This window comes from Rummeliibacillus sp. GQ308, from assembly GCF_059759115.1.
The window spans coordinates 1,801,210-1,821,955 of the sequence record NZ_JCAXDQ010000001.1; the positions used below are offsets into that span (position 1 = coordinate 1,801,210).

Genomic DNA, 20,746 nt, shown 5'->3' on the forward strand with positions numbered 1-20,746 from the left:
TCTACACCCCTACTTTCATTGTGGATAATAGTTTCACTTTCTCAACATGATTACCTTTTATCATATAGCCTTCTGAAGCATTCAACTCTTTTTCACGATATGGTCTTTGTACTTCTAAAACGGATTGATCATTTAATCGGACCATTGATAATGCTGTACTTAATTTCTTCAAAGCCGTTGAGGCTTCATCATAGCTTCTTGTCATTTGGCTATTCATACCGAAAATTAGATGCAGGCCGTAAGTAGCCCCTTCTGAGATAACCTTCGCTAATTGAGACTGCGATGTGGATGACAGTTGATTAATAATTGCCTCCATATCAGTAAACAACACAACAATAGGACTTAGTTGTTGTACAAACGCTCTTAAAGAAGTAATGCCCTTTTCTCTTTGTTCGATATAAGATTGTTGTCTCGCCTGCTGTGCTTCAAGTAATTGTTCAATTAATGCAGCTACATCATCATTGTTTTGGACATACTGCGATTGGCCACTATGCAAGGAACTATAGACGGCTGTTACTTGGTCGACTATTAGTAGCTGAGTAACAATATTCGATTGATCCATTGCATATAAAATGGTTTCAAATGCTTGCATAAATCTTCTTTCAGTATCCGCAATAACTAGTAAATGCTGATGTGAGTTAAAGTCAATTGACACCGCTTCTACCTTTTCCATATCCACAGCAATTGGCCATTTATTATTTGCTAAAGCATCCTTAACAGACGGCAGTGCACAGAAGAAATCTTCTGTTACGATTTCTGGTACCATTGGAATTGGTGCAGGCTTTTTACCATGCCACTGATTTTGAATCTCATCAATTGCCTTACGTAGGTTTTCAGCAATTTGTACATCATCCAAACCTTCTGCAGGTAGTGCTACTTGCATGAGTGTGACCTCATCTAATTTAATCAACGCACGGCCTGGCATCTCTTCAATGGATACATCTGCTTTCCCCATAATTCCTCTGCTTTCAGACTGATCAATCATATACAGTACGATTTGAGTTTTGATATTAATCAAGATTGGTGTTCGAATAGCCAGTTGTCTACTTGCAGTTAGAATAAGGAAGATGCCTAGGCCTGCCCCATCTCGTGCAATGATAGTCATCAAACTATCAAAATCATCTTTTAATGGCGATTCATTTGCAGCATCCATTACATCTACGAAAATCAGAATATCAGGTAGTTCTTCATGCGTTAATTCCTTATACATCGCAGCGTTTGAGACACCGATTTGACTTAAAAGCTTTTTACGTGCCTTGATAAGCTCTGACATGCGTTTCATCCATTTTTGTAGCTTTAATTCTTCATCTAAACGAATCATATCTGCTGTATGCGGTAGTTTACGAAGTGGCAGTAAACCATTTGTTCCAAAATCGAGTAAATAAAAATGGGCTTCTTCTGGTGTATAATTCTCCGCTATTTGCATGGCTAGTGTTTGAAGCATAGTGCTCTTCCCATAGCCTGGGCTTGCAAAAATAGCGACATGACCATCTCGTGCAAAGTCCAGTGCAAATGGTATTTGCGATTGTTCATGAGGCAAGTCAATCATGCCAATTTTTGCTGTTAAACGTTGCTTTTCTTTCACTACATCGCCTAATTCATGTCGGCTAATTCTATCTTCTAGCGGTGGCAGCCAAGGTCTTGGCAGTGCTTGAATGCTCTGTACTATTGCAGCTTGATGAATTTCTTCAACTACTGCCTCTAATTCTGTGGATTGCCGTTTTGGTACGTCCTGTTGTGATAAGCCACTTAAATCCTCTGTTAACACCTCATACTGACCTAGCTCGTTAATTGTATAGATAGTAAAATCTTCAACATCCTCTGCTGTCTGGTTGCCTTTGTAGGTAGCTCCACTCCATGCACTTTGGAAAAGCTCGTAGATTTCATTGTTCCCTACCTGCAAGTAAGCTCGCCCTGGCTGTGTAATCTCAGCTGCATCTTTCGTTTTGAGGACTTCGTTTGAGTCGCTTTCATTTTGTACTTTAAGAGCGAGTTTAAATTTCGAGTTTGACCAAATTTGATCATCTACAACGCCGCTTGGCTTTTGAGTTGCTAATATTAAATGAATACCAAGAGACCGTCCAATCCTCGCTGTTGATACTAGTTCTTTCATAAAATCAGGCTGTTCGGCTTTTAATTCTGCAAATTCGTCCGAAATAATGAAGAGTTCAGGCATTGGATCCTGTACCTTATTTTCTTCATACAATTTTTGATACTGATGAATATGGTTAATCTCATGTTGACCAAAAATATGCTGGCGTTTTCGAAGCTCGGCTTTAATCGATGCTAACGCTCGCATAGATTGAGCACCATCTAGGTTAGTAATCACGCCAAGTAAATGCGGCAAATCTTTGAATAAATTTGCCATACCCCCTCCTTTATAGTCGATTAATAAGAAACCGATATCATAAGGATGAAAGTTAGTTGCTAAAGATAAGATATATGACTGGATGATTTCCGATTTACCAGAACCTGTAGTACCTGCTACTAAACCATGCGGTCCATGTGCTTTTTCATGAAGGTTAAGATAAACCACATCATCCTTTCCTCTAAGTCCAAGCGGTACAGCTAGACTTTTATACGGTTTATGTTTTTGCCAGCGTTCTAATACTTGCAAATCTTGAACTGTTTGCACACCGTACATTTCCATGTACGTTATACTCTCAGGAATACGATTTTCTAGACTTTGCAGATGTTCATAGCCTGCTAACCTTCTCGTCAACTCTTCAAGCAGACTATCTGAAACAACAGAATCCAATTCAAATGATTGCTTTTTCAATTCATTATTTTGAATAAATAATTCCCCTGTCGTTGAATCTTTAACTCGTACAATTGTTGATACATGCTCAGGTAGCGATTCTACAACATCTTGCACGTATACAACAGAAACACCCAGCTGACGGCAATCATCTTGAAGAATTTCCATTATGGTATGATCCATAATAATGGTTTCATCTGTAATCACTAAAACGATTTGTGGAATGAAAACTTTTGCTTCTCGGGTATTCTTCTTTTCCGTTTCCAATTTGCGTTCTTTTAACATTTGATAAAGTGAGTTCATTACTTGCTCTCTAGAACGTTCGTGATAAACAAATGTACGGACGTTTATATTTTGTAAGCTCGCATGTGGAAGCCAACGCATCCAATCCCATTCTTTCCTCTCTTGCTCTTTGAAGACCATCACAAACTGCAATTCATGATAGCTATGAAAGAATGCTAGTTGTGCGATCATTTGTTTCAGTTGCTGCAAGACAAGTGGACGTTTTCCGATATAACCTACTGCACCGCTTCTTAAATCAGCTATAACCGGTGCATCGTCAACATGATTATACTGACGTTCTAATTCAATGGCTTTTTCCATCAGCGGATCTTCTTCTAAAGTGAATTCTTCTACATTAATTTTGATGGGAAAGCTACCATCCACTGGTCCCTTACCTAAGCGATAGGATAAGAAATCATTATGAAATGGCGTTTTTTCATACATTCTTGCAGATTGCTCCTGCAACAGCTGTAATAGCTCAGGTATCTGTGGAAAATGATAGGTTAATGCATCCGCCTGCTCTTTTTGTGCAAGATATAATTCCTTCGATTTCTCTCGAAGATATGCTTTGAATTTTTCATCTCGTTCTTTCATATTTTTTTTGTATTTTTTCACATTTCGTACATAAGAGGTAACCGAGAAAATGACAGTCACAATGGTCGCTGAAAGCATAACAACAATATAAATACCATAAGGCCTAAAGATGGATACCAAAATCATGGCAGCCAACATCACTAATGGCGGCACAATCAATCTTCCCAGCTGTTCGCTTGGTTTAGATGGCCTTGTTGGCGGATTGGCAATAATTTTTTCCTCATCAGGTTGGTGGTATCGGACACGCGGTGAACGATGATACGTATGTTTTACTACTGGATGTTTAATGGCCAGGCTTGGCAAATGAATCTTACAGCTGTTTTTCGGAGTATACACGAATAACTGTGAATCCTGAATAGTGAATAAAATATCGGCAATTGCTAACAGATCACCATCAAAAAATTGTCCTTCTTCTTTAGCGTACATATTGACAATAAGCTTGCTATTAACAGCAAAGAAGGAATATTCCTGCTGCCCTGTTTTTTGGATAAATATTCTTCCTGGATTCTCCTTATGTAAATAAATTGAATCATCTTCCTCATTTCCGATTGTCCATTGTGTTATATCTAGTAAATCAAAACACATTTCTTCCATTTCATAGACAATAAGTGAGAGGGATCCAATCGTTTCGACTTGGTTAAAGTTTAGTAATCTATCATCTGCAGTTAACTCTCGGCCATCCCACTTGCAAATAATCTCGCTCTTTGCAGAAGACATCGTAATCGTTGCTTTTGTATTTCCACCAATCGTGATTTCCTCTGGTTGAGATGCGAGGAATTCATATCGATGGAAGGAGTCTCCATTAGATACCGTCAATATATATTTCATTTCCTTCACCTCCTATTCTTTGTCTGTTTTTTTATCTTGTTTATCCTTGCTTTGCTTCTTTCGCTTTTCTACTTTCTGTTTTTCTTGTGCCTCTATTTGTTTTTGTTTTTCTTCAGCTGCTTTTTGCGTTTCAGATTCTTGAGCTTCTTGTGCAGCTGCTTCTTCTTCAGTTATTTCATTTAATTGAACTTCAAGATCTTTTAATTTATCCTCTTTTTCTTGTTGATTCATCTTTGTATTTTTTTTCAACTGATTTTCATACAAGATGATGCTGAACTTTTTCAAATCGTTTACATCTAGGCTTTTTGCAATCTTTAAGCTTCCATTAAAATCGTTTCTTGCAATATCAATCCAATAATTTAAAAGACGCTCATCTGAAATAGACGATATAGAATTTATTGCGTTTGTTTGTTTTTCTTCCTCTTGCAAACTAGTTTTGATACTAGAAATCGCATAAATCTTTTTTATACTTTTGGGTATATCCTCTATTTTTTGATCTTTCAAAGATTCTTTTACATCTATATAATTTTCATTGATATAGGATGCATTTGCTTGGTTGTACAGCTCTTCTGTTGGGATTTTAGAGCTAAAAGCATATAAAACAAGAGAAATTAACACAATACTAACAACACCTAAAGCAATCGTTGCAATTTTAAAACCTTTAAATTGAGCTTTTGATACTTTTTCAAACTTTAGAGCTGCTTTCTTATGTTCTTCCTCATAATATATTTTTAATAATGCTTGCAGCTCTTCTACGTTCTGTGACTGATGGACAGCTTTTTCGAAGGATGTCTGCTTTGCTCGTTCATAAGCACCGTTCATAAGATCATCAAATTTAAATTCCTTAGAAAACGTAGCAATCGCTAGACATTTATAAGCCTTTAAAAACACTCCTTCTTCATGCTGGAATGGCGGAAGAATATTTTTTATGCCACGATAAAGCATATAAGGCATTAAGTTGATATCAAAGACTAGATTATCCGGATGTAAAACGAGAGTTGTACGCCCGTTTAACATAGAGCTGAAACGCCCTATATTAAAGAGCATGCGTAATTTGTGCTCTCGGTCTAATTGTTTTATCTGTTCAAAAAAACGCATATCTGTTAATAAGTAATGAAACTCTAAGTTCTCGTCTTGCACCTGAGCATCAGCTTGTATAAAGTAATTTTTGTCTTGATTTAAAAGCTGTAATTCCTGTGTATTGCGAAGAGAGGTATCAGCTTGTGGCAAAGATAGAATTAGTCGGTCATCTTTCTTTTTTGCAGATAATTCGACCGCTCCTAATATTAATTTGTCTTCCATTATGACTCCCCTTTTTTGTCTTGTTCGATGTAGACGACCAGTAGTTCTCCATTCGATATTGAATAATCCATGAATCTGTCTTCAGGCATCATTGTTTTTTGTTTTAAAGGTAATTTAATAACGCTATTCAAATCGATTGAAGTATGCAAACTTGCGGCAAGAGCCTGCAATAATTGTTTGACAGTCATTTTTTGAGAAATGGCAATATCGTAGCTGCCGCCACCGCTCTGCATAAAATCAATTGTGACGCGTTTATGATTCATCATATGTTTCACCTACACTTAGCTTTTTAAGTAAAAGGAACAGTCCTGTACAAAAAAGACTGATAATCAGAGCAATAATAGTGACAAAGAGCCAGCTAATCGCTGGACTCTCTGCAGTTTCTTCTCGTTGTATATTACTCAGACTAATTGGCTGCTTGAATAATTGATCTGTTGAAGGTGTTTGTTGTTCCATAAAGTCATTTCGAAAAAGGGAATGTAGCGTCTCTGATTTCTTATCTGTCTCTTTTTGTCTGATCTCTTTATCCAGTTGAAGACTTTCATCAGTAAATAAATCTTCCGTCCCTTCAACAGAATGATCGGTTCTGTCGACTTTTGTTTTGTTTTGATTAATGCGATGGATATCAATGTCTAACTGTCCATTCTTTTCATCAGCTTGGACAGACACTGCTTGCATGATCCAAGCGATAACAATTAACAGTAATATAATCCCCTTACGCTTCATACATCACTTCTTCTTTCGAACGTATAAATTTAAAAACAAATAGGTTTAATACAAAGAAAATCAAACCTAAAATAACGATTATAGATATGGTTAAAAGACTGCTACTATTTGTATTTAAAATAGTTGAAATTGCTTTTTCTAAATAATGCAATGGTGATAGACGAGAAAATTGTTGAATAATATGGGATCTTTCAAAGTCAAAACCAAGCGCTTCAGTAAAGAATAGGTACATACTAATCACCAATAAGATAATAAACATACCAACCATTTTCCATTGGCGAAGTAAGTATGTTGCTGCAAGTACGAATAAAACCATACATAATGCTGTAAGCGCCATCCATATCGACGGTGAAACAATGGCTGACTTATTAATGCTTAGGGAAATCGCACCAACAATTAACCCTTCTATAGTAGCAATAACTGTCGTAAATAAAGTGATTGGCAAATTGGTTGCCATTATACTTTGTTGTGCAGCGTCTTCAAAATCTGATTTCTTAAAGCTGAATCGTTTAAATCCAGCAATTACATATGCTGTAAACAAAGCTAAGAATGAAGAAATTATAAGTAAATAGAATGTTGAACGAGTATCTCGTGCATTTTTTATCGATGATTTTGACATATCAATAGGGCTTGATAAGAATGCATAGAGTGCTTCATTTGATTTATTACCAATTTTGCTATTCGCAAGGACATTGCTAAAGTTTGATGCATAATCATTATCATTTGATACCTTTTGAATAAGATTATCAGCTAACTGATCAGCTTTGTGAGCAATGTTTGTTCCGCCTATTTTAATTTGCTCTGCTTTTTGATTTATGCCATCAAATGTATCATAAACAGTGCCAGCTTGAAGAGATGCTGCCTCTGCTCGACTAGCTACCGTGTCGCTTGCGGTTAATAAATCACTAAGACCATCCTCCAATTCTATGCTTATTTTTCCTCCTTTTTCATTTTGCTCAGTTAACTTCGAGCCAGTATCAGCTAGATGACCACTTGCTTCTTTCCATTCTGCAGCAGTTGGTATTAGTGCATCAATATCAGCTACTTGTTGTTCTGCGACTTCTTTCGAATCATTTAGTTGTTGCGATAGGTTAGGTATCTTCTCTGCAATACCATTCAGTGCATCATTATAAGAAATGACTTGTTTATTAAGAGATTCCATATCATTCGTTAGTTTTGCAGTAGTACGGTCTATTAATGTTTGTTTAAGAGTAGAAATGATGAATTCCTTCATCCCTTTATTCGAAAGAGCATAATAAAGGGAATCAGCATTCGCACTACCTACTTGCTCAAATGAGGAGTGGCTTAATTGTGCAAATTGCTCCGGATTCGTTACATCGATACTATAATAAAGGTTCAATAATGCTTGTAATCGCTGATAATTCCAAATGGACATGACTAGTTGAGTCGGAATATCCTCCTGCGATGCAAGTATTGTTGTAACCTCATGGTGTATCGCATTATCGGTAATAGTTTTTGTTTCGGTACTCTTTGGTTTTTCAGGTGACTCTTTTTCGTCTGAATCGCCTGTTTTTGTGGATTGTTTCTCCTTAATCGTTGCATTTTTAGAAGAGTTTGATTGTACATTTGGATTCTTTTCCTCTGATTCCTTTGGTTCGTTCGTTGACTCTTCATTTTTATCAGTTGTTTGATTAGATTCATTTGTCTTGCCAGTATCTTTATTGTCTTCTGGTTTTTCGATAGTTGTTTCTTGGGCCTCCTCTTCAATAATAGGTGCATCTTGCGAGGGAACAGGTGCCTCGTTTGTATTTAGTGAATTAGCTGGCAGTGACACACGTGTCACCATATTCTTCATCAATGCTGTATTTGTCTCTTCGCTATGGCTATTAATTGACCAAGACCAATGAACTGGAGCCAGAATATCTGTAGCGTAATCAGCTAAGACAAACGTTGCATATACTTTCATTTTTCCTTGCGGTACGGTGGGCAAATCAATTTTACCTGGTTGAATATTATTTAAAACAACGCCATTTGGCAGCATTAATACAATATTCTTTGTTACAAATCCATTTGGAGCACTAATAGCGAATGTTCGGCTGCCAGCTTCTTGCGCAGGAATATTTACTTCATCAGCGATTACTGCCCCTTCGGTCGCAAGCTTTTGTTTCATTTGTTGCATATAATCATTAATAGATAACTGGCCATTTGAAATAATAGGATGCTTGTTTTCAACAGCATATTGTTTAGCTGCAGCCATAATCTTACGTAATTGATCTTTCGTTGTATCAGATACATCTAAATCTTTTAATTGCTCTTCGTCTAGGGAAGGTAGTTGATCAATGCTGTTTAAAATATTTTTTTCGATCGTGCCCTTAGGAACAGAGAAAAGAGCATTCAATTTTGCTTCATTTTTAGGATCTGATAAAGAATCGTTTAATGATTCATTAATTAAATCTGAAGCTTCTTTCGATAAATCATTATAAATTCGTTCCTTTAAAGTTACGGTAGAGCGAGATATTTCATCTCTTGTAGAATTTAAAGATGTTTGAATCTCTGTTAGTAAACCTGTATCTGCTTCAAATGATTCGTTTAATTGTTTTTGTTGGTCTTTGATATATTCTAATGATTCCTCAGTATTGCCGGCCATTAAAGAATCATTGTTTTCGGTAATTTTGCTTATAAGCGAATTAAGTCCATCATTTCCATCCGTTATATACTGTTGCATCATTGTCATCGTATTCGATAATCCTGAAGTACCATTGACACTTTTTTGAGCTTCTTGTGCAAAGTTGTTTAACCCTTTGTTCAGTTTTACAAATGAGTTTCTTGTTCCATTCGTGCTGTCTTCAATTTGCGTTAAGGTAGAAGAATAGTCTCTTAATGGATCATGGATATCTGAGGTGTAAGTTGCTGCTAGTTGGTCTTGCTTTTTCACAATGCCTTTTACATTATTTTGAGCAGATTGCAGGTTCCCTATCACGCTTGCAAAAAAGACATCAATTACTTTTTGATTAAATGAGTTTAATAAGTCACCTGATATTTTTTGAGCCTGTGCTTTTGTAATTTCATTATCTGATTCGTTTAATTTGTAGGAAAGCTCTATTGGCTCAGGGCTTACCTTATCGATTGAAAGTGCTCTTTTTGTAAAATCATTTGGAATGGTAATTGCCATATTATAACGTTTATCTGCAATGCCATCCTCTGCTTCTGCTGTATCTACTAAATGGAAACGATGTGAATCGTCATTTTCCAAACTCTTTTTAAATTCTTCTCCAAAGTTATATTTCTTCCCATTATAGTCTACAGGTTCATCCAGATTAACAATTGCGACATCCATTTTAAAATCTGCTTTTTCTGTTCTTTCTTTTGTTGCCGATTGAAATGGTATGTATGCAATGATTGCCGCTAAAAGGAGAGCTAAAACAATAAAAAATGGCAACCGATATTTCTTCATTTCTACACCTCATTATTTTTCATCTAAAGAGCAATAGGACCGTCGAAAGTTTTCAACGGTCCTCAAGCTAGTAGGTTTACTACTAATTTATTTCGTTTACACCAGTGAACCATCGTTGAATAAAATGACACCTCACTCAGCAGTCGTTTCTACACAGCTGAGCATTATTCCGTTCGCAAACATTCCGATCTTGCTAAATATTTGTTCTCCGGGCAGTTAACCCTCACTTTTGTTGTTTCGTTAGAGGTGAAGGTAAGACTGCAAAATGCTGGATAACGAATTTTTATTGTAATCCGAAGTTTTTAGAAAGTTGTACATCATGTTGTTCTACAGCATCTGCTGTTTGGTCAAGTTGATCTTTGATTTGATTAAGTAGTTGTGCAAAGTTCTTAACCTTTGGTTTCAGTTGTTCGAATTGGTCGTCAAATCGTTCAAATGCTTTACCTTCCCATTCAGAACGTAATTGTTCTTGAAGGTTTGATAACTCATCTAATATTGTTCTAATTTGATCACTGCTTGACCCATATTTTGTAGCTTTACTTTTTAATTCTTGGGGGGTCATACGAATTTGTCCTGACATTCTCAACAGCTCCTTATTTCTTAAAATTTCCTCCATACTTAGCAAATGGAAAATTGATTACTATAAAAATTTTATTTGACAAGGTCACTATGGTCAACATAAATTATATTAATATACTTATAATCTCGAATATGAGATAACATATTCCTTATGTATGAAACCAGCTATATCAAGAGTTTTTTTCCATAATGGTAAATGATAATCACATTAATCCAAAAGTACCTTTTTTTCTCAACTCCCTCTTTAGAGGGCTAACTATCGGACAATTTTTTAAAATTAAATAGGCAAAAATACTTAAAACTATCTTAAATAATAGAAAATACCTTTCCAAGCTATATAATACTCCAAGTACATTTGCTCCATAAACTAACTGAGCTTCTCTTTCTTTTCTCTTATTTATCCAATTACATATAAATACAGCATAATAATGGATATAAAATTATATTAAAATAATTAAATAGGTTGTATTATTTTACAAAAAAACCTCCAAGCAAGTATACTGACGTTTTTGCTTTGAAGGATATAATCTATATTAGAAATCCTTGAGGAGTTTTCTTTTTCAACTCACATTTTTCTTTTGACAGACTATTGGAAACATAGCGAGAACATTCTCAATGATAAACGTGCGAATACTACCCTTACTGAAACAATACACTTGAAACTTGTTGCCTACAATCTTAATTACTCGAACTCGCCTCTTAGTCATTTTACCACCCTTAGCCATATATACCACCTCGATCAATTGGTTATACTGCATGGCTTTTATCAGCTGCTCTTTCATTTCATTGCCTCCAAAAATAAGAATATATGTTCTTATTAATTATACCGAACAAACGTACTTACTTCAATTAGTAATGTTTGGTATGACTTTAAAAAAGACGTTCTCTTTACTCCCCTTTTAATTCTCTCAAAAATCGCGTTAGCGCTTCCTCGTTGTTGTTCACATTCTTCCGAAAATGACGGAATAAATCTCCCTTAGCGCGTACCCTTTCGATCATGACTGGTATTGTAAATTGGTCCGGTGTTAAGCCTGGTTTCACTTCTTCCCATTCAAGAGGGGTTGCAATAAACCCGCTTTCGTTCCCCCTTGGTGAATAAGGAGCGATAATGGTTTTTCCTTCACGGTGTTGGACATAATCCAAGTAGAGTTTTTTCCTCCTATTTTTTTTGAGCCGCTCAATTGTATAAAGTGATGGAGCTTGTTCGATTAAAAAGTCGCAGATAAACTTTGTAAACAATCCTGTGTCTTCATAGGTAAAAGAATTTGCAGGTAATGGGATATAGATCTGCATTCCTTTACCTCCCGATGTTTTTATAAAAGATAAGAAACCTAGCCCATCAAAAATTACTTTCATTTGTTTTGCAGCCTCAAGGGTTAAATGAAATGCTTCAACAGAGGGAGGATCGAGATCAAAGACAATTTCCGTGGGACCACTTGAATTCACTGCCTGAAAAGGAATATGATATTCAATTGCTAGTTGATTTCCAAGCCAAAGAAGCGTTTCAACATTATTGCAATATAGCTGATCATCTTTTACTGTCACAAATGAAGGTACATGGACTGGGGCACTTTTTTGGTAAAAGCTTTCTCCCGGCACACCATGTGGGTAACGAATTAATGTGAGTGGACGATTGAATAAAAATGCCAATAGATAGGGGGAAATAACTTGCAAGTAGTACAAATAATCATCCTTTTTAATCCTTACCAATGGGAAAATTGGTTTGTCGGGATGAGTTATTTCAACAGAGGAAGGTAAGGGGTATAGATCTTTTTCTAGTTTATGCCATGTACAATCTTCTGGCTCTATATTGAACTGAAATGCTTCAAATCTAGGCTCTCTCAATTTCCCTCCAACAAAATCGATACAGGCAATTTTAACACCAATCGATGGAGATAGCTCCCACCGGTTTTGGTTTATTTTGACTCCATTTTGTTTGAATAACTGGGAAAGAATTTTTATCTCCTCTTCTTTCATGCCATGTTTAAATGTTACAACTTCTACAAATTCTTTTTCACTAAGAACACTTCCTATAAAAAAGTTATTTTCCTGTTCATATGCGGTAACCATAACATTTACATATCGCCAGTTTTTTATTTTTAGCCAGCTATTGGTACGAGTATTTTCTATCCACTGGCTTGATATTTCTTTCGCAACCAATCCTTCCCCATTATATATAACTAGTTGTTTCCACAATTGATTGGGATCGTCAAAAGGTTCTACCATTTGCACTGATGCTAAATTATTCTGCATCACCGTAACTGGTAATGATACTTTTTCAAATAGTTCCTTTAGCTTTTCTTTTCGCTTTAAGAAAGAAAGATTCGTGATATCTTTCCCCTTTATTTGTAATATATCGAAAACAACAAATTGACATGGAAAATGATTGCGTTGATCATTAATTTTTTCCTTGCTACGAAGACGCGCTCTGCTTTGTACGATGGAAAATTCACTTTTGTAATCATTGGCTAAATAAACTAGCTCGCCATCCAGAGCTAATGGTAAATAACTTTTCATTTTCTCTTTAATAGATGCTAAAAAATCTAAAATCTCAGGAAATTGCTTACTTAGATTCCCTTCATTCCTGCTATATAGCTCTATATCCTTATTCCATTCAAGAATGCAGCGAAACCCATCATATTTTGTTTCAAATAGCCAGTCAGCACCAGAAGGAATAGTCTCTGTAGCTGTTAAAAGCATTGGTTTCAAAAAAGTGCACCTTCTTTCTTTTTCCATTTATCCTGAATCAACTAGCATTAATTACTTCCCCATTTTGTTAGATATGAAAAACTTATACGCTCAGTAGTTTTCACTTAATTTAATTTGGCATACATAAAACCTAACATCCATTCAATACTAAAGGAAAAGAGGGTGATGATTATGCATACCGTTTGGAAAGGAAGTATCAGCTTTGGATTGGTAAATATTCCAATCAAATTGCATGCTGCAACAGAAAACAAAGATGTGAAGCTACGCCAGCTTCATAAAAAATGCAATACTCCAATCAGCTATAAAAAGGTGTGTGAGGGGTGTGATCAAGAGGTCACAGAGGATGAAATTGTTAAAGCTTATGAGTATGCAAAAAATAAGTTTGTGGTATTAGATCAAGAAGACCTTGAGAATTTACGAAAAGAAAATGAAGACAAGGCAGTCGAAATAATCGATTTTGTAAAACTTCAAGAAATTGATCCAATCTATTTTGAAAGAAGTTACTATATGTCACCAGATGCTAATGGCAGTAAAGCATACACTTTATTAAGAAAAACGCTAGAAGAATCAGGTAAAATCGGAGTGGCCAAGATAATTATTCGTTCAAAAGAACAATTAGCCATCGTAAGAGTGTTTAAAGATGCACTTGTAATGGAAACCATTCACTTTCCAGACGAAGTAAGAAGCATCGGTGAAGTACCAAACATTCCAAGTGAACAAGCTGTTGTTCAAAAAGAATTGGACACTGCTTTGCTATTAGTGGATCAACTCACAACAGCATTTGACCCTAATAAATATCAGGATGAATATCGTCTACGTTTGATGGATTTAATTGAAGAAAAAAAAGCAGACAGTACGGTTACTGCATCTGAAGCTAAGCGGCCTTTGCCTGATAATGTCACGGATTTAATGTCAGCATTACAAGCATCCCTTGATAAAACAAAGCCGAAGAAAACAACACGTAAACGCAAAACTTTGAAAGAAAAAACTTCTTAAGTTAACGGCCTTCAGAGATAATTCTGAAGGTCTTTTAGCATTTCCTTATTAAGTCGATTTCAAGATGCCTTAAAAGGTTTAATTCTAAAGACATACTTAGAGTACTTTCATTATATATTAAAGAAATCTGTTCTAAGAAAGTGAGGTTTAAAGTGGAAAGGCCAGCGGGAGTTACTTATATTAGCTTTTTATTCATCTTAGGAAGCACTTTCTTAATATTCATTACTTTTTTTACCCAGCAGTTGCCTCTTTCAATTGAACACGCACCTATTCTCGGCATTTCTGACTTTCCAGAGGATTTGCTTCGTATATTGCTAGCCAGCATTGTATTGGGTATAGCATACGGCTATATGCAATTAAAGAAGTGGGCATATATTGGAATGATTGTTTTTTGTCTATTGAGTTGGTATACATTTTTTCTCGCTTCTCATTCCTTCTTTAATCTTTTCGGCACTCTTTTTGTTGTTTGGACTGTAATAGTGATGATGTATACATTGCTTCAGTATAAATCTTTCTTTAAGCCTGTTAGAAAAGTCGCTCAACAAAAGAAATTTTTATAGTTCGACAGAAAACCTTTTTACTTGCCCTTTTATCTCATTCTGGTGAATCATGTCGAATGAAGTACAGGAATTGTTTACTTTTTAATTAAGTATCACTTTAACTACCAACCAAATTTCGACAACGGTTATTCGACATTGAGTTTCATTCATAATAATTATGTAAACTATTAAATTTCAGCTTGTGAACCACCATTTGTTATCAAAAATAAAAGCTCCAACTTAATGCTTAAAGCATCAAATTGGAGCTTAATAAAGATAACCCAACTAATCGTTATTTAAGCTTCTCAGTAATAAGTTGAATAACCTTTTCCTGTGTTTCTTTAATAGAAAGCATTTTATTTTCTAATTTTCTAACTGTAATGTCAGCAGTTGTAAAGTCTCATCGAGTTGGTGTTGCAAACGCAATTGCTTTTTCCTCTTTTTATAATATTTCTTATCCTAATTTTGTTATTAAGGGCTGAGGATTCCTTACAATCTATTGAACACTTCAGCTTTATTTTGAATAGCTTCCTCTAATTGAGTTGTAATTTGATCGACAATCTTAAAATCAGTAGCATTTACATAAATGTTTTCTAGTTTTTCATGTGCAGCTTTTGCTTTTGCCAAGTAGACTGTCGCTTCATCCATTGAACTTTTATAGGCCTCTTGAATCTCTTGAAGTTCGCTTTCATATTTTTCATCCGTACCCGAAGTGATGGCTAGGTTATATAGATCAATGATTTCATCACCTTCCCGGGTAGGAAAATATTCATGAGGCGCTGTGCTATCAAAGATTGCTATACCTAATTCTCTAAAAATCAACATATCTAGACTGTTTGGATCAAAACCACAATGGTATATTTCTACGTCAAAGCCCTTTGCTTTCGCCGTTTTAGCTAATCTTTTGAGTAGTGTAGATTTACCAGTACCTGGTCTTCCTTTTAAGAAATAGCGCTTGCGCACACCTTCTGTAAGGTTTGGTACAAAATCAACTGCTCCGATAGGTGTGGCAGCACCTAAGAATCTATGAAAGATTGCTGAATCTTTATTTAAAGTTAGATCGCCAAAAAATTGTTTTTGAAGATCTTCTGCTAATTCATCTAACTGATCGTAGTCTGTATTGCTGATAAATATAGCTTCCCATTCATCATGGATTGCAAGCGCCTTGTTATAGTTTTCATACGCAGTAGTATAAGCTTTTTGTTTTTCAGCAGATAATTGTTGAATGACATCCTTATTTTCTGCAAGCTGTTTGGTATCCCATGCTTCACTTAGATTAACGTATTCCTCAACAGCACCTGGAATCTTTGGCTCAATTACATGGGGAGCTGTTCCATCAACTATTCCAATTTTTAAAGAAGGGATGACTATACCATCCAATGAATCAGCATCTGATGAACAGTGAAGATATTCTGTATCAAAGCCTGCTGCCACCATTGACCCAGCAATCTTCTTCATTAAAGTCGACTTGCCGTTTCCTGGTCCTCCCTTTAAGATATATAACTTATCTAACTTGTTAAGTGCAGATTCAAATAAACTATAAAAACCCTTTGAGGTATTGCCCCCTGCAAAATAATGAAATTCATTTCCTTTCAATGATGTATTGCCCCTCTCATAGTAGATGTATTACTTAATTAGCATATGCTAAGAAGGGCCTATAGGTGACTGCCTAACAAAACTTTTAAAGAGGGAAAACATTACTTTATCTATAAATTGCTGATTTCTTAACCTCAATAGAAATAATACTCAACTCTAAGTTTATTCTACCTATTGAATCTTCTCTAATTTTAATTCTTCTTTTTCCCTATCTTCAATAGCTTGATTTAATTCATGATGAGATGACTTCTTTCTATATAACAGACCGCCTGCTACAAATCCTAAAATAGCGGGAACCAACCAAGCAAATCCATTCTCACTGAGTGGTAAATACTTTAAGCCGTTAAATAGTAATGGCACTTTAATACCTATCCCTCCAAAGGTCTCAACAAGACTAACAATAAACGTCAAAAGTATCGCTCCTCTATAGGAACCTGAATTAGGTACAAAACGATTGAATGTACCAAGCAAGATTAATACAATGGCGACCGGATAAAGAGCTGTGAAAATCGGCATAGTATAATCAACTATTCTAGCTACACCTAACGACCCCATACAAATACCAGTAATGCAAACAATCGCAGCCCATACTTTATAGCTCAACACTTTTTTAGTTAAATCATCTAAGAATTCCGCTATTACTACAATGACACCTATAGCCGATGTCAGACATGCCAAAGCAATGGCGATCGCTAAGAGTACACCTCCAAAGTCCCCCAAGATCGCGTGAATTAGCTCCGATACAAGCGCTGTATCAGCCAAATCTTTTGGAAATATACTGCTCCCTGTTGCCCCAAGATATAACAAACCTCCATAGACAATGAATAACCCTGCCCCAGCAATTGCTACTCCTCGCCATGCTATCTTTTTCATAGAAGCACCTTTATAACCATACCCCACTATGGCAGCGATAAAGATGGGTGCACAGAAAATGCCTGTTACGACATCTCCAGTTTGGTATGCATGAATAAATGCATTTGAAAAAGCATCTTTCACTGAAGGAGGAGCCGGCATACCAATTGGACTAAACATACCTTTAAAAACGATGATGACTAAAACAACAACAAGAACAGGTGTAAGCCATTTCCCTATACGATCAATTACATTCGACCGATCCATTACGAAATAGAAGCTAACGGCAAAAAATAAAACAATCGTAAAGAAAGAAGGTATATAAGGAAAAATTTTAGATACTCCTAACTCATGCGTAGTAGCTGCCATACGTGGAATAGTAACAAACATACCGATTCCTACCATGAGCAATAAATTAAACACTTTATGAAACCATGGGCTAATAGGTTTTGTTAAGTTTTCAAATTTTCCGCCTACATTTAGGATGGCAATGACCGCCATGAGCGGTAATGCAATACCTGTTATACAAAACCCAATAAGAGCAGGTATCCAACTGGTGCCAGATACATTACCAATGGAAGGTGGAAAAATCAAATTCCCAGCACCGAAATATATCGCAAACAAAGCGAGCCCGACAATTATACTGTGTTGAAACATTTTAGACATTGAAAAACCTCCGTTTTCAAGTAAACATTTGTCCTTCCCCAAGAACATTAAGTGTCAAACTTTGTTGACTTTTTTATCTTAAATTAAATATTCAGATAAAAAAAGAAGGGAAAAATTTCCCCTCCTCCGTAAAAATTTTTTTACCTTAAATGATATTTTTGCATCTTGTACTTTAATAATTGTTTTGAAATCCCTAATTTTCTTCTATTTTTATAGAAGAATCTTCTGTATGGTTATATGCTGTTTCAATTGCATTTTTTAGTTCCCTAACATTCCCTGGCCATGGATATTGCTCAAAAAGCTCAAGCACCTTCTCATCTATATGAGTAATTTGGACATGCATATGTTGATTAAAGAAATGAATAAAATAATGTACCAATACACTAATATCTTCTTTTCTTTCTACTAAGGGAGGCATTTGAATCGACACTACACTCATACGATAGAAAAAATCTTCTCTAAGTGTTTGTTCTTTAATTAATTCTTCCCCTTTTATTGGTGTGGCAAAAACCAAACGAACACTTACTTTTGTTGGGTCATTACTATTTACATTAAAAACTTGTTCTTCAATAACTCTGTATAGTCTCACTTGTGTAGTTAATGGCAGCTTATGAGCATCATCAATATACAAAGTTCCACCCTGGGCCTCTTTAAGAATACTAGGTTTTGTATGTTCAGAATGACCAAATAAAACAGCATCAATATTCTCTTGTTCGATGGCACTACAATTAAAATATATATATGGCTTTGTAAATCGATCACTTAAATTATGTAAAGACTGAGCAATGATTTCTTTTCCCGTGCCTTGTGGACCCTCTATCCATATTGGTGAATCGGTTTTAGAAATTTTATTAATGATATCTTTAATATGTTGCATAGATGGACTGCAAGTTAATAAATCATCAATCGTGTAAATGGTATTATTTTTTCGATAAATTTTGTGAGATGAATAACTTTCAAGAGTTTGTATATTTCCATTTCCATAATAAATTTTGGAAAACTCTATTGCTCCCATTGTCTTCCCATTCACTTTAATCGGAAACGTAGAATTAAAGGAAGAATATGAAAAACCATTCTGTGCGGTTAATCGCTGGGTTACACCACACAACGGCTCCCCTGATTGAAGCACGCTTAATATGGTACTTTCTTCGTTAGGTAAATCTTTATATAGATGGGTCACTTGTTCCCCAATAAAGTTCTCAGGTTTAAATCCTAAATGTTGAAGTATAGATAGATCAGCCATATCATAAAAGATTGTTTTTCCTTCTTCATTAACGATCAAAATATTCTCATAATCATGTAGAGGCGTAATTCCTTGTAAGTGCATCACTCGCACTCCTTTTGGATATTTTTCTATAATAATATCACAATTTTCGAAACTCTAGTCGTAACCAAACTTTATAGAACTAGTAAAAAACCTTTCAAACTGTAAGCAGTTCGAAAGGTTTGAGATTGAATAAAAGTTAATCTACATATATATTAGACTTTTTAATACATTTAACCATTTTGCTATTCATTTGCTGGCTGACTCTGTATATTGGTTAATGCTAGCGAAAATCGTTCCGCTATATTTTGTTCCATCTTCTTTCACTTTGGACATATTGCCTGTGTAGTCTTTTAATAGTAACCAGTGGTCCTTTGCCTCTATGTTTTGTAGAGGCATCACGTGCTGAAGAAGAACTGATTTTTGTCTTGTAGTTGTATTCCACTTATATAGATTTGAATCATTTGGTAATGTATAAAAAACATTATTGTTGTCTACTGTAAATGCTTGAGCATTCATCAAACCTTCGTATTTTTTGCTTTTCGCTTGAAAGAGCGAGTCATAATTCCACATATGATCTTTTGCAAGTTGATTATCACTAATCAAAAAGTAGTTAAGTCTGTATCGTTCACCTCGGTCAGGCATAGGGTCATTCCAAGTGATATCAAGGTTGTACCATTTACCATCCAGCTTTACTTTATTCCAGGCATGGTTTTCACCTTTAACTTTACCTGTAATGTATTTGGTTTGCAGTCCTGATTCTCTTAAAAGCAAATCTGCAGCTAATGCGTATCCCTGGCATACTGCTTTATGGTCAAATAATGCAGCATATGCAGAATGACCACCATGAGTTGCATTTTCGCTATACTCAATATGTGAGGCCAAATAGCCATTGATGAAAAATACCTTTTCAAAATCCGTCATCTTCTGAACATGATTATTTTGAATTATTTTTTTTACTTTGTGGTGTATCTTTTTCTCTTGATCTGCAGTAGTTAAATAGAATGTTTTTATTTCGATTTTAGTAAAACCCATAGTGGAAGATATATAGTAAGAGTAACCATCTAAATTACCAAAACCATAATTGCCGACAGAGCTTATTTCTTTGAAAACGCTTTTCAGCTGTTGTTCTGCTTCTTTAGCCTTATAAATGGGGTATTTTGTTTGAATGGTGAAGTGTGGTTTTACTTCATTCAAGTTTTTTAAGATTTCGTGCTTTAATTGCTGCTGAGACTCAACTTTCGGCGTACCACCTGATGCATATACATTTAAATGGATATAATAAATGGCAGCACCTAAAAAAATGAAGATTCCAAGCAATACGGCAAGAAATTTCTTCATATGCTTTCCTTCTTTCAATATTAATAATCTATCAAAAACATATCATTTTAAGTGAATCTATATATTAACTATAATACAAAATCACTAAATTGAAAGAAGCATATTTTGCCACTCTATCCAACGTATTGTCTATGTTATGCAGTATCTTGATATTTGCCACAAGAAAAGATACTGAGACAAGAGTATTTTAGGTATTAAAAAAACCGAACTCTATGTGAAATCAATTTCACATTTGCCGGTTTTTTTTAATAATTTTTCTCTTGAATGTAGTCATAATGAAAAACTTACATAAAATTACG

At 35.3% G+C, this 20,746-nt stretch carries 14 protein-coding genes; 2 read left to right on the forward strand and 12 right to left on the reverse strand.

The features are described from left to right. Nucleotide 1: 1 nt before the first annotated feature. The 8 genes from essC to AC6CHJ_RS09050 all read right to left on the reverse strand — a co-directional run bounded on the left by essC (nt 2) and on the right by AC6CHJ_RS09050 (nt 13,184). Nucleotides 2–4,462, reverse strand: a complete 4,461-nt coding sequence (gene essC, locus AC6CHJ_RS09015; protein ID WP_498288176.1) for a type VII secretion protein EssC — start codon at nt 4,460–4,462, stop codon at nt 2–4. 12 nt (nt 4,463–4,474) lie between these two features. Then, entirely contained in the window at nt 4,475–5,764 is a 1,290-nt protein-coding gene (gene essB, locus AC6CHJ_RS09020; protein WP_147196782.1) for a type VII secretion protein EssB, read from the reverse strand. Further along, nucleotides 5,764–6,027, reverse strand: coding sequence for an EsaB/YukD family protein (locus AC6CHJ_RS09025; protein ID WP_147196781.1), 264 nt, complete (start codon nt 6,025–6,027; stop codon nt 5,764–5,766). Before AC6CHJ_RS09025 ends, essB begins: the two co-directional genes overlap by 1 nt. Then, the gene (essA, locus tag AC6CHJ_RS09030; protein ID WP_147196779.1) at nt 6,017–6,490 is read right to left on the reverse strand and encodes a type VII secretion protein EssA; all 474 of its coding nucleotides are present in this window, start codon (nt 6,488–6,490) and stop codon (nt 6,017–6,019) included. The genes AC6CHJ_RS09025 and essA overlap by 11 nt, the downstream gene beginning before the upstream one ends. Continuing rightward, the gene (gene esaA, locus AC6CHJ_RS09035) at nt 6,480–9,905 is read right to left on the reverse strand and encodes a type VII secretion protein EsaA (protein WP_498288178.1); all 3,426 of its coding nucleotides are present in this window, start codon (nt 9,903–9,905) and stop codon (nt 6,480–6,482) included. The genes essA and esaA overlap by 11 nt, the downstream gene beginning before the upstream one ends. 283 nt (nt 9,906–10,188) lie before the next feature. Then, nucleotides 10,189–10,485 carry a WXG100 family type VII secretion target gene (locus AC6CHJ_RS09040; RefSeq protein ID WP_147196775.1) on the reverse strand — a complete coding sequence of 99 codons (297 nt, stop codon included), beginning with the start codon at nt 10,483–10,485 and terminating at the stop codon, nt 10,189–10,191. A 559-nt stretch (nt 10,486–11,044) separates the two neighbouring features. Next, nucleotides 11,045–11,266 (reverse strand): transcriptional regulator, encoded by a 222-nt coding sequence (locus AC6CHJ_RS09045; RefSeq protein ID WP_498288180.1) that lies wholly within the window; start codon nt 11,264–11,266, stop codon nt 11,045–11,047. 106 nt (nt 11,267–11,372) lie between these two features. Next, nucleotides 11,373–13,184 carry a DNA ligase D gene (locus tag AC6CHJ_RS09050; RefSeq protein WP_498288542.1) on the reverse strand — a complete coding sequence of 604 codons (1,812 nt, stop codon included), beginning with the start codon at nt 13,182–13,184 and terminating at the stop codon, nt 11,373–11,375. A gap of 180 nt (nt 13,185–13,364) precedes the next feature. Between AC6CHJ_RS09050 and ku the strand changes: the two genes are divergently transcribed. Continuing rightward, entirely contained in the window at nt 13,365–14,189 is an 825-nt protein-coding gene (ku, locus tag AC6CHJ_RS09055) for a non-homologous end joining protein Ku (RefSeq protein ID WP_147196769.1), read from the forward strand. 152 nt (nt 14,190–14,341) lie between these two features. Further along, nucleotides 14,342–14,749: a hypothetical protein gene (locus AC6CHJ_RS09060; RefSeq protein WP_249774465.1), complete on the forward strand. Its 408-nt coding sequence runs from the start codon at nt 14,342–14,344 to the stop codon at nt 14,747–14,749. Between the two features lie 468 nt (nt 14,750–15,217). On the opposite strand, the gene AC6CHJ_RS09065 is transcribed toward AC6CHJ_RS09060, so the two are convergent. From AC6CHJ_RS09065 to AC6CHJ_RS09080, 4 genes are all read right to left on the reverse strand, one after another. Continuing rightward, nucleotides 15,218–16,324: a PRK06851 family protein gene (locus AC6CHJ_RS09065; RefSeq protein WP_147196765.1), complete on the reverse strand. Its 1,107-nt coding sequence runs from the start codon at nt 16,322–16,324 to the stop codon at nt 15,218–15,220. A gap of 171 nt (nt 16,325–16,495) precedes the next feature. Beyond that, nucleotides 16,496–17,842, reverse strand: coding sequence for a branched-chain amino acid transport system II carrier protein (gene brnQ, locus AC6CHJ_RS09070; RefSeq protein WP_498288182.1), 1,347 nt, complete (start codon nt 17,840–17,842; stop codon nt 16,496–16,498). A 193-nt stretch (nt 17,843–18,035) separates the two neighbouring features. Continuing rightward, nucleotides 18,036–19,169 carry a sigma 54-interacting transcriptional regulator gene (locus tag AC6CHJ_RS09075; RefSeq protein WP_498288184.1) on the reverse strand — a complete coding sequence of 378 codons (1,134 nt, stop codon included), beginning with the start codon at nt 19,167–19,169 and terminating at the stop codon, nt 18,036–18,038. A gap of 186 nt (nt 19,170–19,355) precedes the next feature. Further along, the gene (locus tag AC6CHJ_RS09080; RefSeq protein ID WP_498288186.1) at nt 19,356–20,447 is read right to left on the reverse strand and encodes a transglutaminase domain-containing protein; all 1,092 of its coding nucleotides are present in this window, start codon (nt 20,445–20,447) and stop codon (nt 19,356–19,358) included. Nucleotides 20,448–20,746 lie beyond the last annotated feature (299 nt).

What these genes read in the sequence shown, in the direction of transcription:
- AC6CHJ_RS09025 (WP_147196781.1), bottom strand. Translation starts at nt 6,027, where the DNA reads ATGAATCATAAACGCGTCACAATTGATTTTATGCAGAGCGGTGGCGGC.
- ku (WP_147196769.1), top strand. Translation starts at nt 13,365, where the DNA reads ATGCATACCGTTTGGAAAGGAAGTATCAGCTTTGGATTGGTAAATATT.
- AC6CHJ_RS09075 (WP_498288184.1), bottom strand. Translation starts at nt 19,169, where the DNA reads ATGCACTTACAAGGAATTACGCCTCTACATGATTATGAGAATATTTTG.
- AC6CHJ_RS09080 (WP_498288186.1), bottom strand. Translation starts at nt 20,447, where the DNA reads ATGAAGAAATTTCTTGCCGTATTGCTTGGAATCTTCATTTTTTTAGGT.
- AC6CHJ_RS09050 (WP_498288542.1), bottom strand. Translation starts at nt 13,184, where the DNA reads ATGCTTTTAACAGCTACAGAGACTATTCCTTCTGGTGCTGACTGGCTA.
- essB (WP_147196782.1), bottom strand. Translation starts at nt 5,764, where the DNA reads ATGGAAGACAAATTAATATTAGGAGCGGTCGAATTATCTGCAAAAAAG.
- AC6CHJ_RS09040 (WP_147196775.1), bottom strand. Translation starts at nt 10,485, where the DNA reads ATGTCAGGACAAATTCGTATGACCCCCCAAGAATTAAAAAGTAAAGCT.
- AC6CHJ_RS09045 (WP_498288180.1), bottom strand. Translation starts at nt 11,266, where the DNA reads ATGAAAGAGCAGCTGATAAAAGCCATGCAGTATAACCAATTGATCGAG.
- esaA (WP_498288178.1), bottom strand. Translation starts at nt 9,905, where the DNA reads ATGAAGAAATATCGGTTGCCATTTTTTATTGTTTTAGCTCTCCTTTTA.
- brnQ (WP_498288182.1), bottom strand. Translation starts at nt 17,842, where the DNA reads ATGTCTAAAATGTTTCAACACAGTATAATTGTCGGGCTCGCTTTGTTT.
- essA (WP_147196779.1), bottom strand. Translation starts at nt 6,490, where the DNA reads ATGAAGCGTAAGGGGATTATATTACTGTTAATTGTTATCGCTTGGATC.
- essC (WP_498288176.1), bottom strand. Translation starts at nt 4,462, where the DNA reads ATGAAATATATATTGACGGTATCTAATGGAGACTCCTTCCATCGATAT.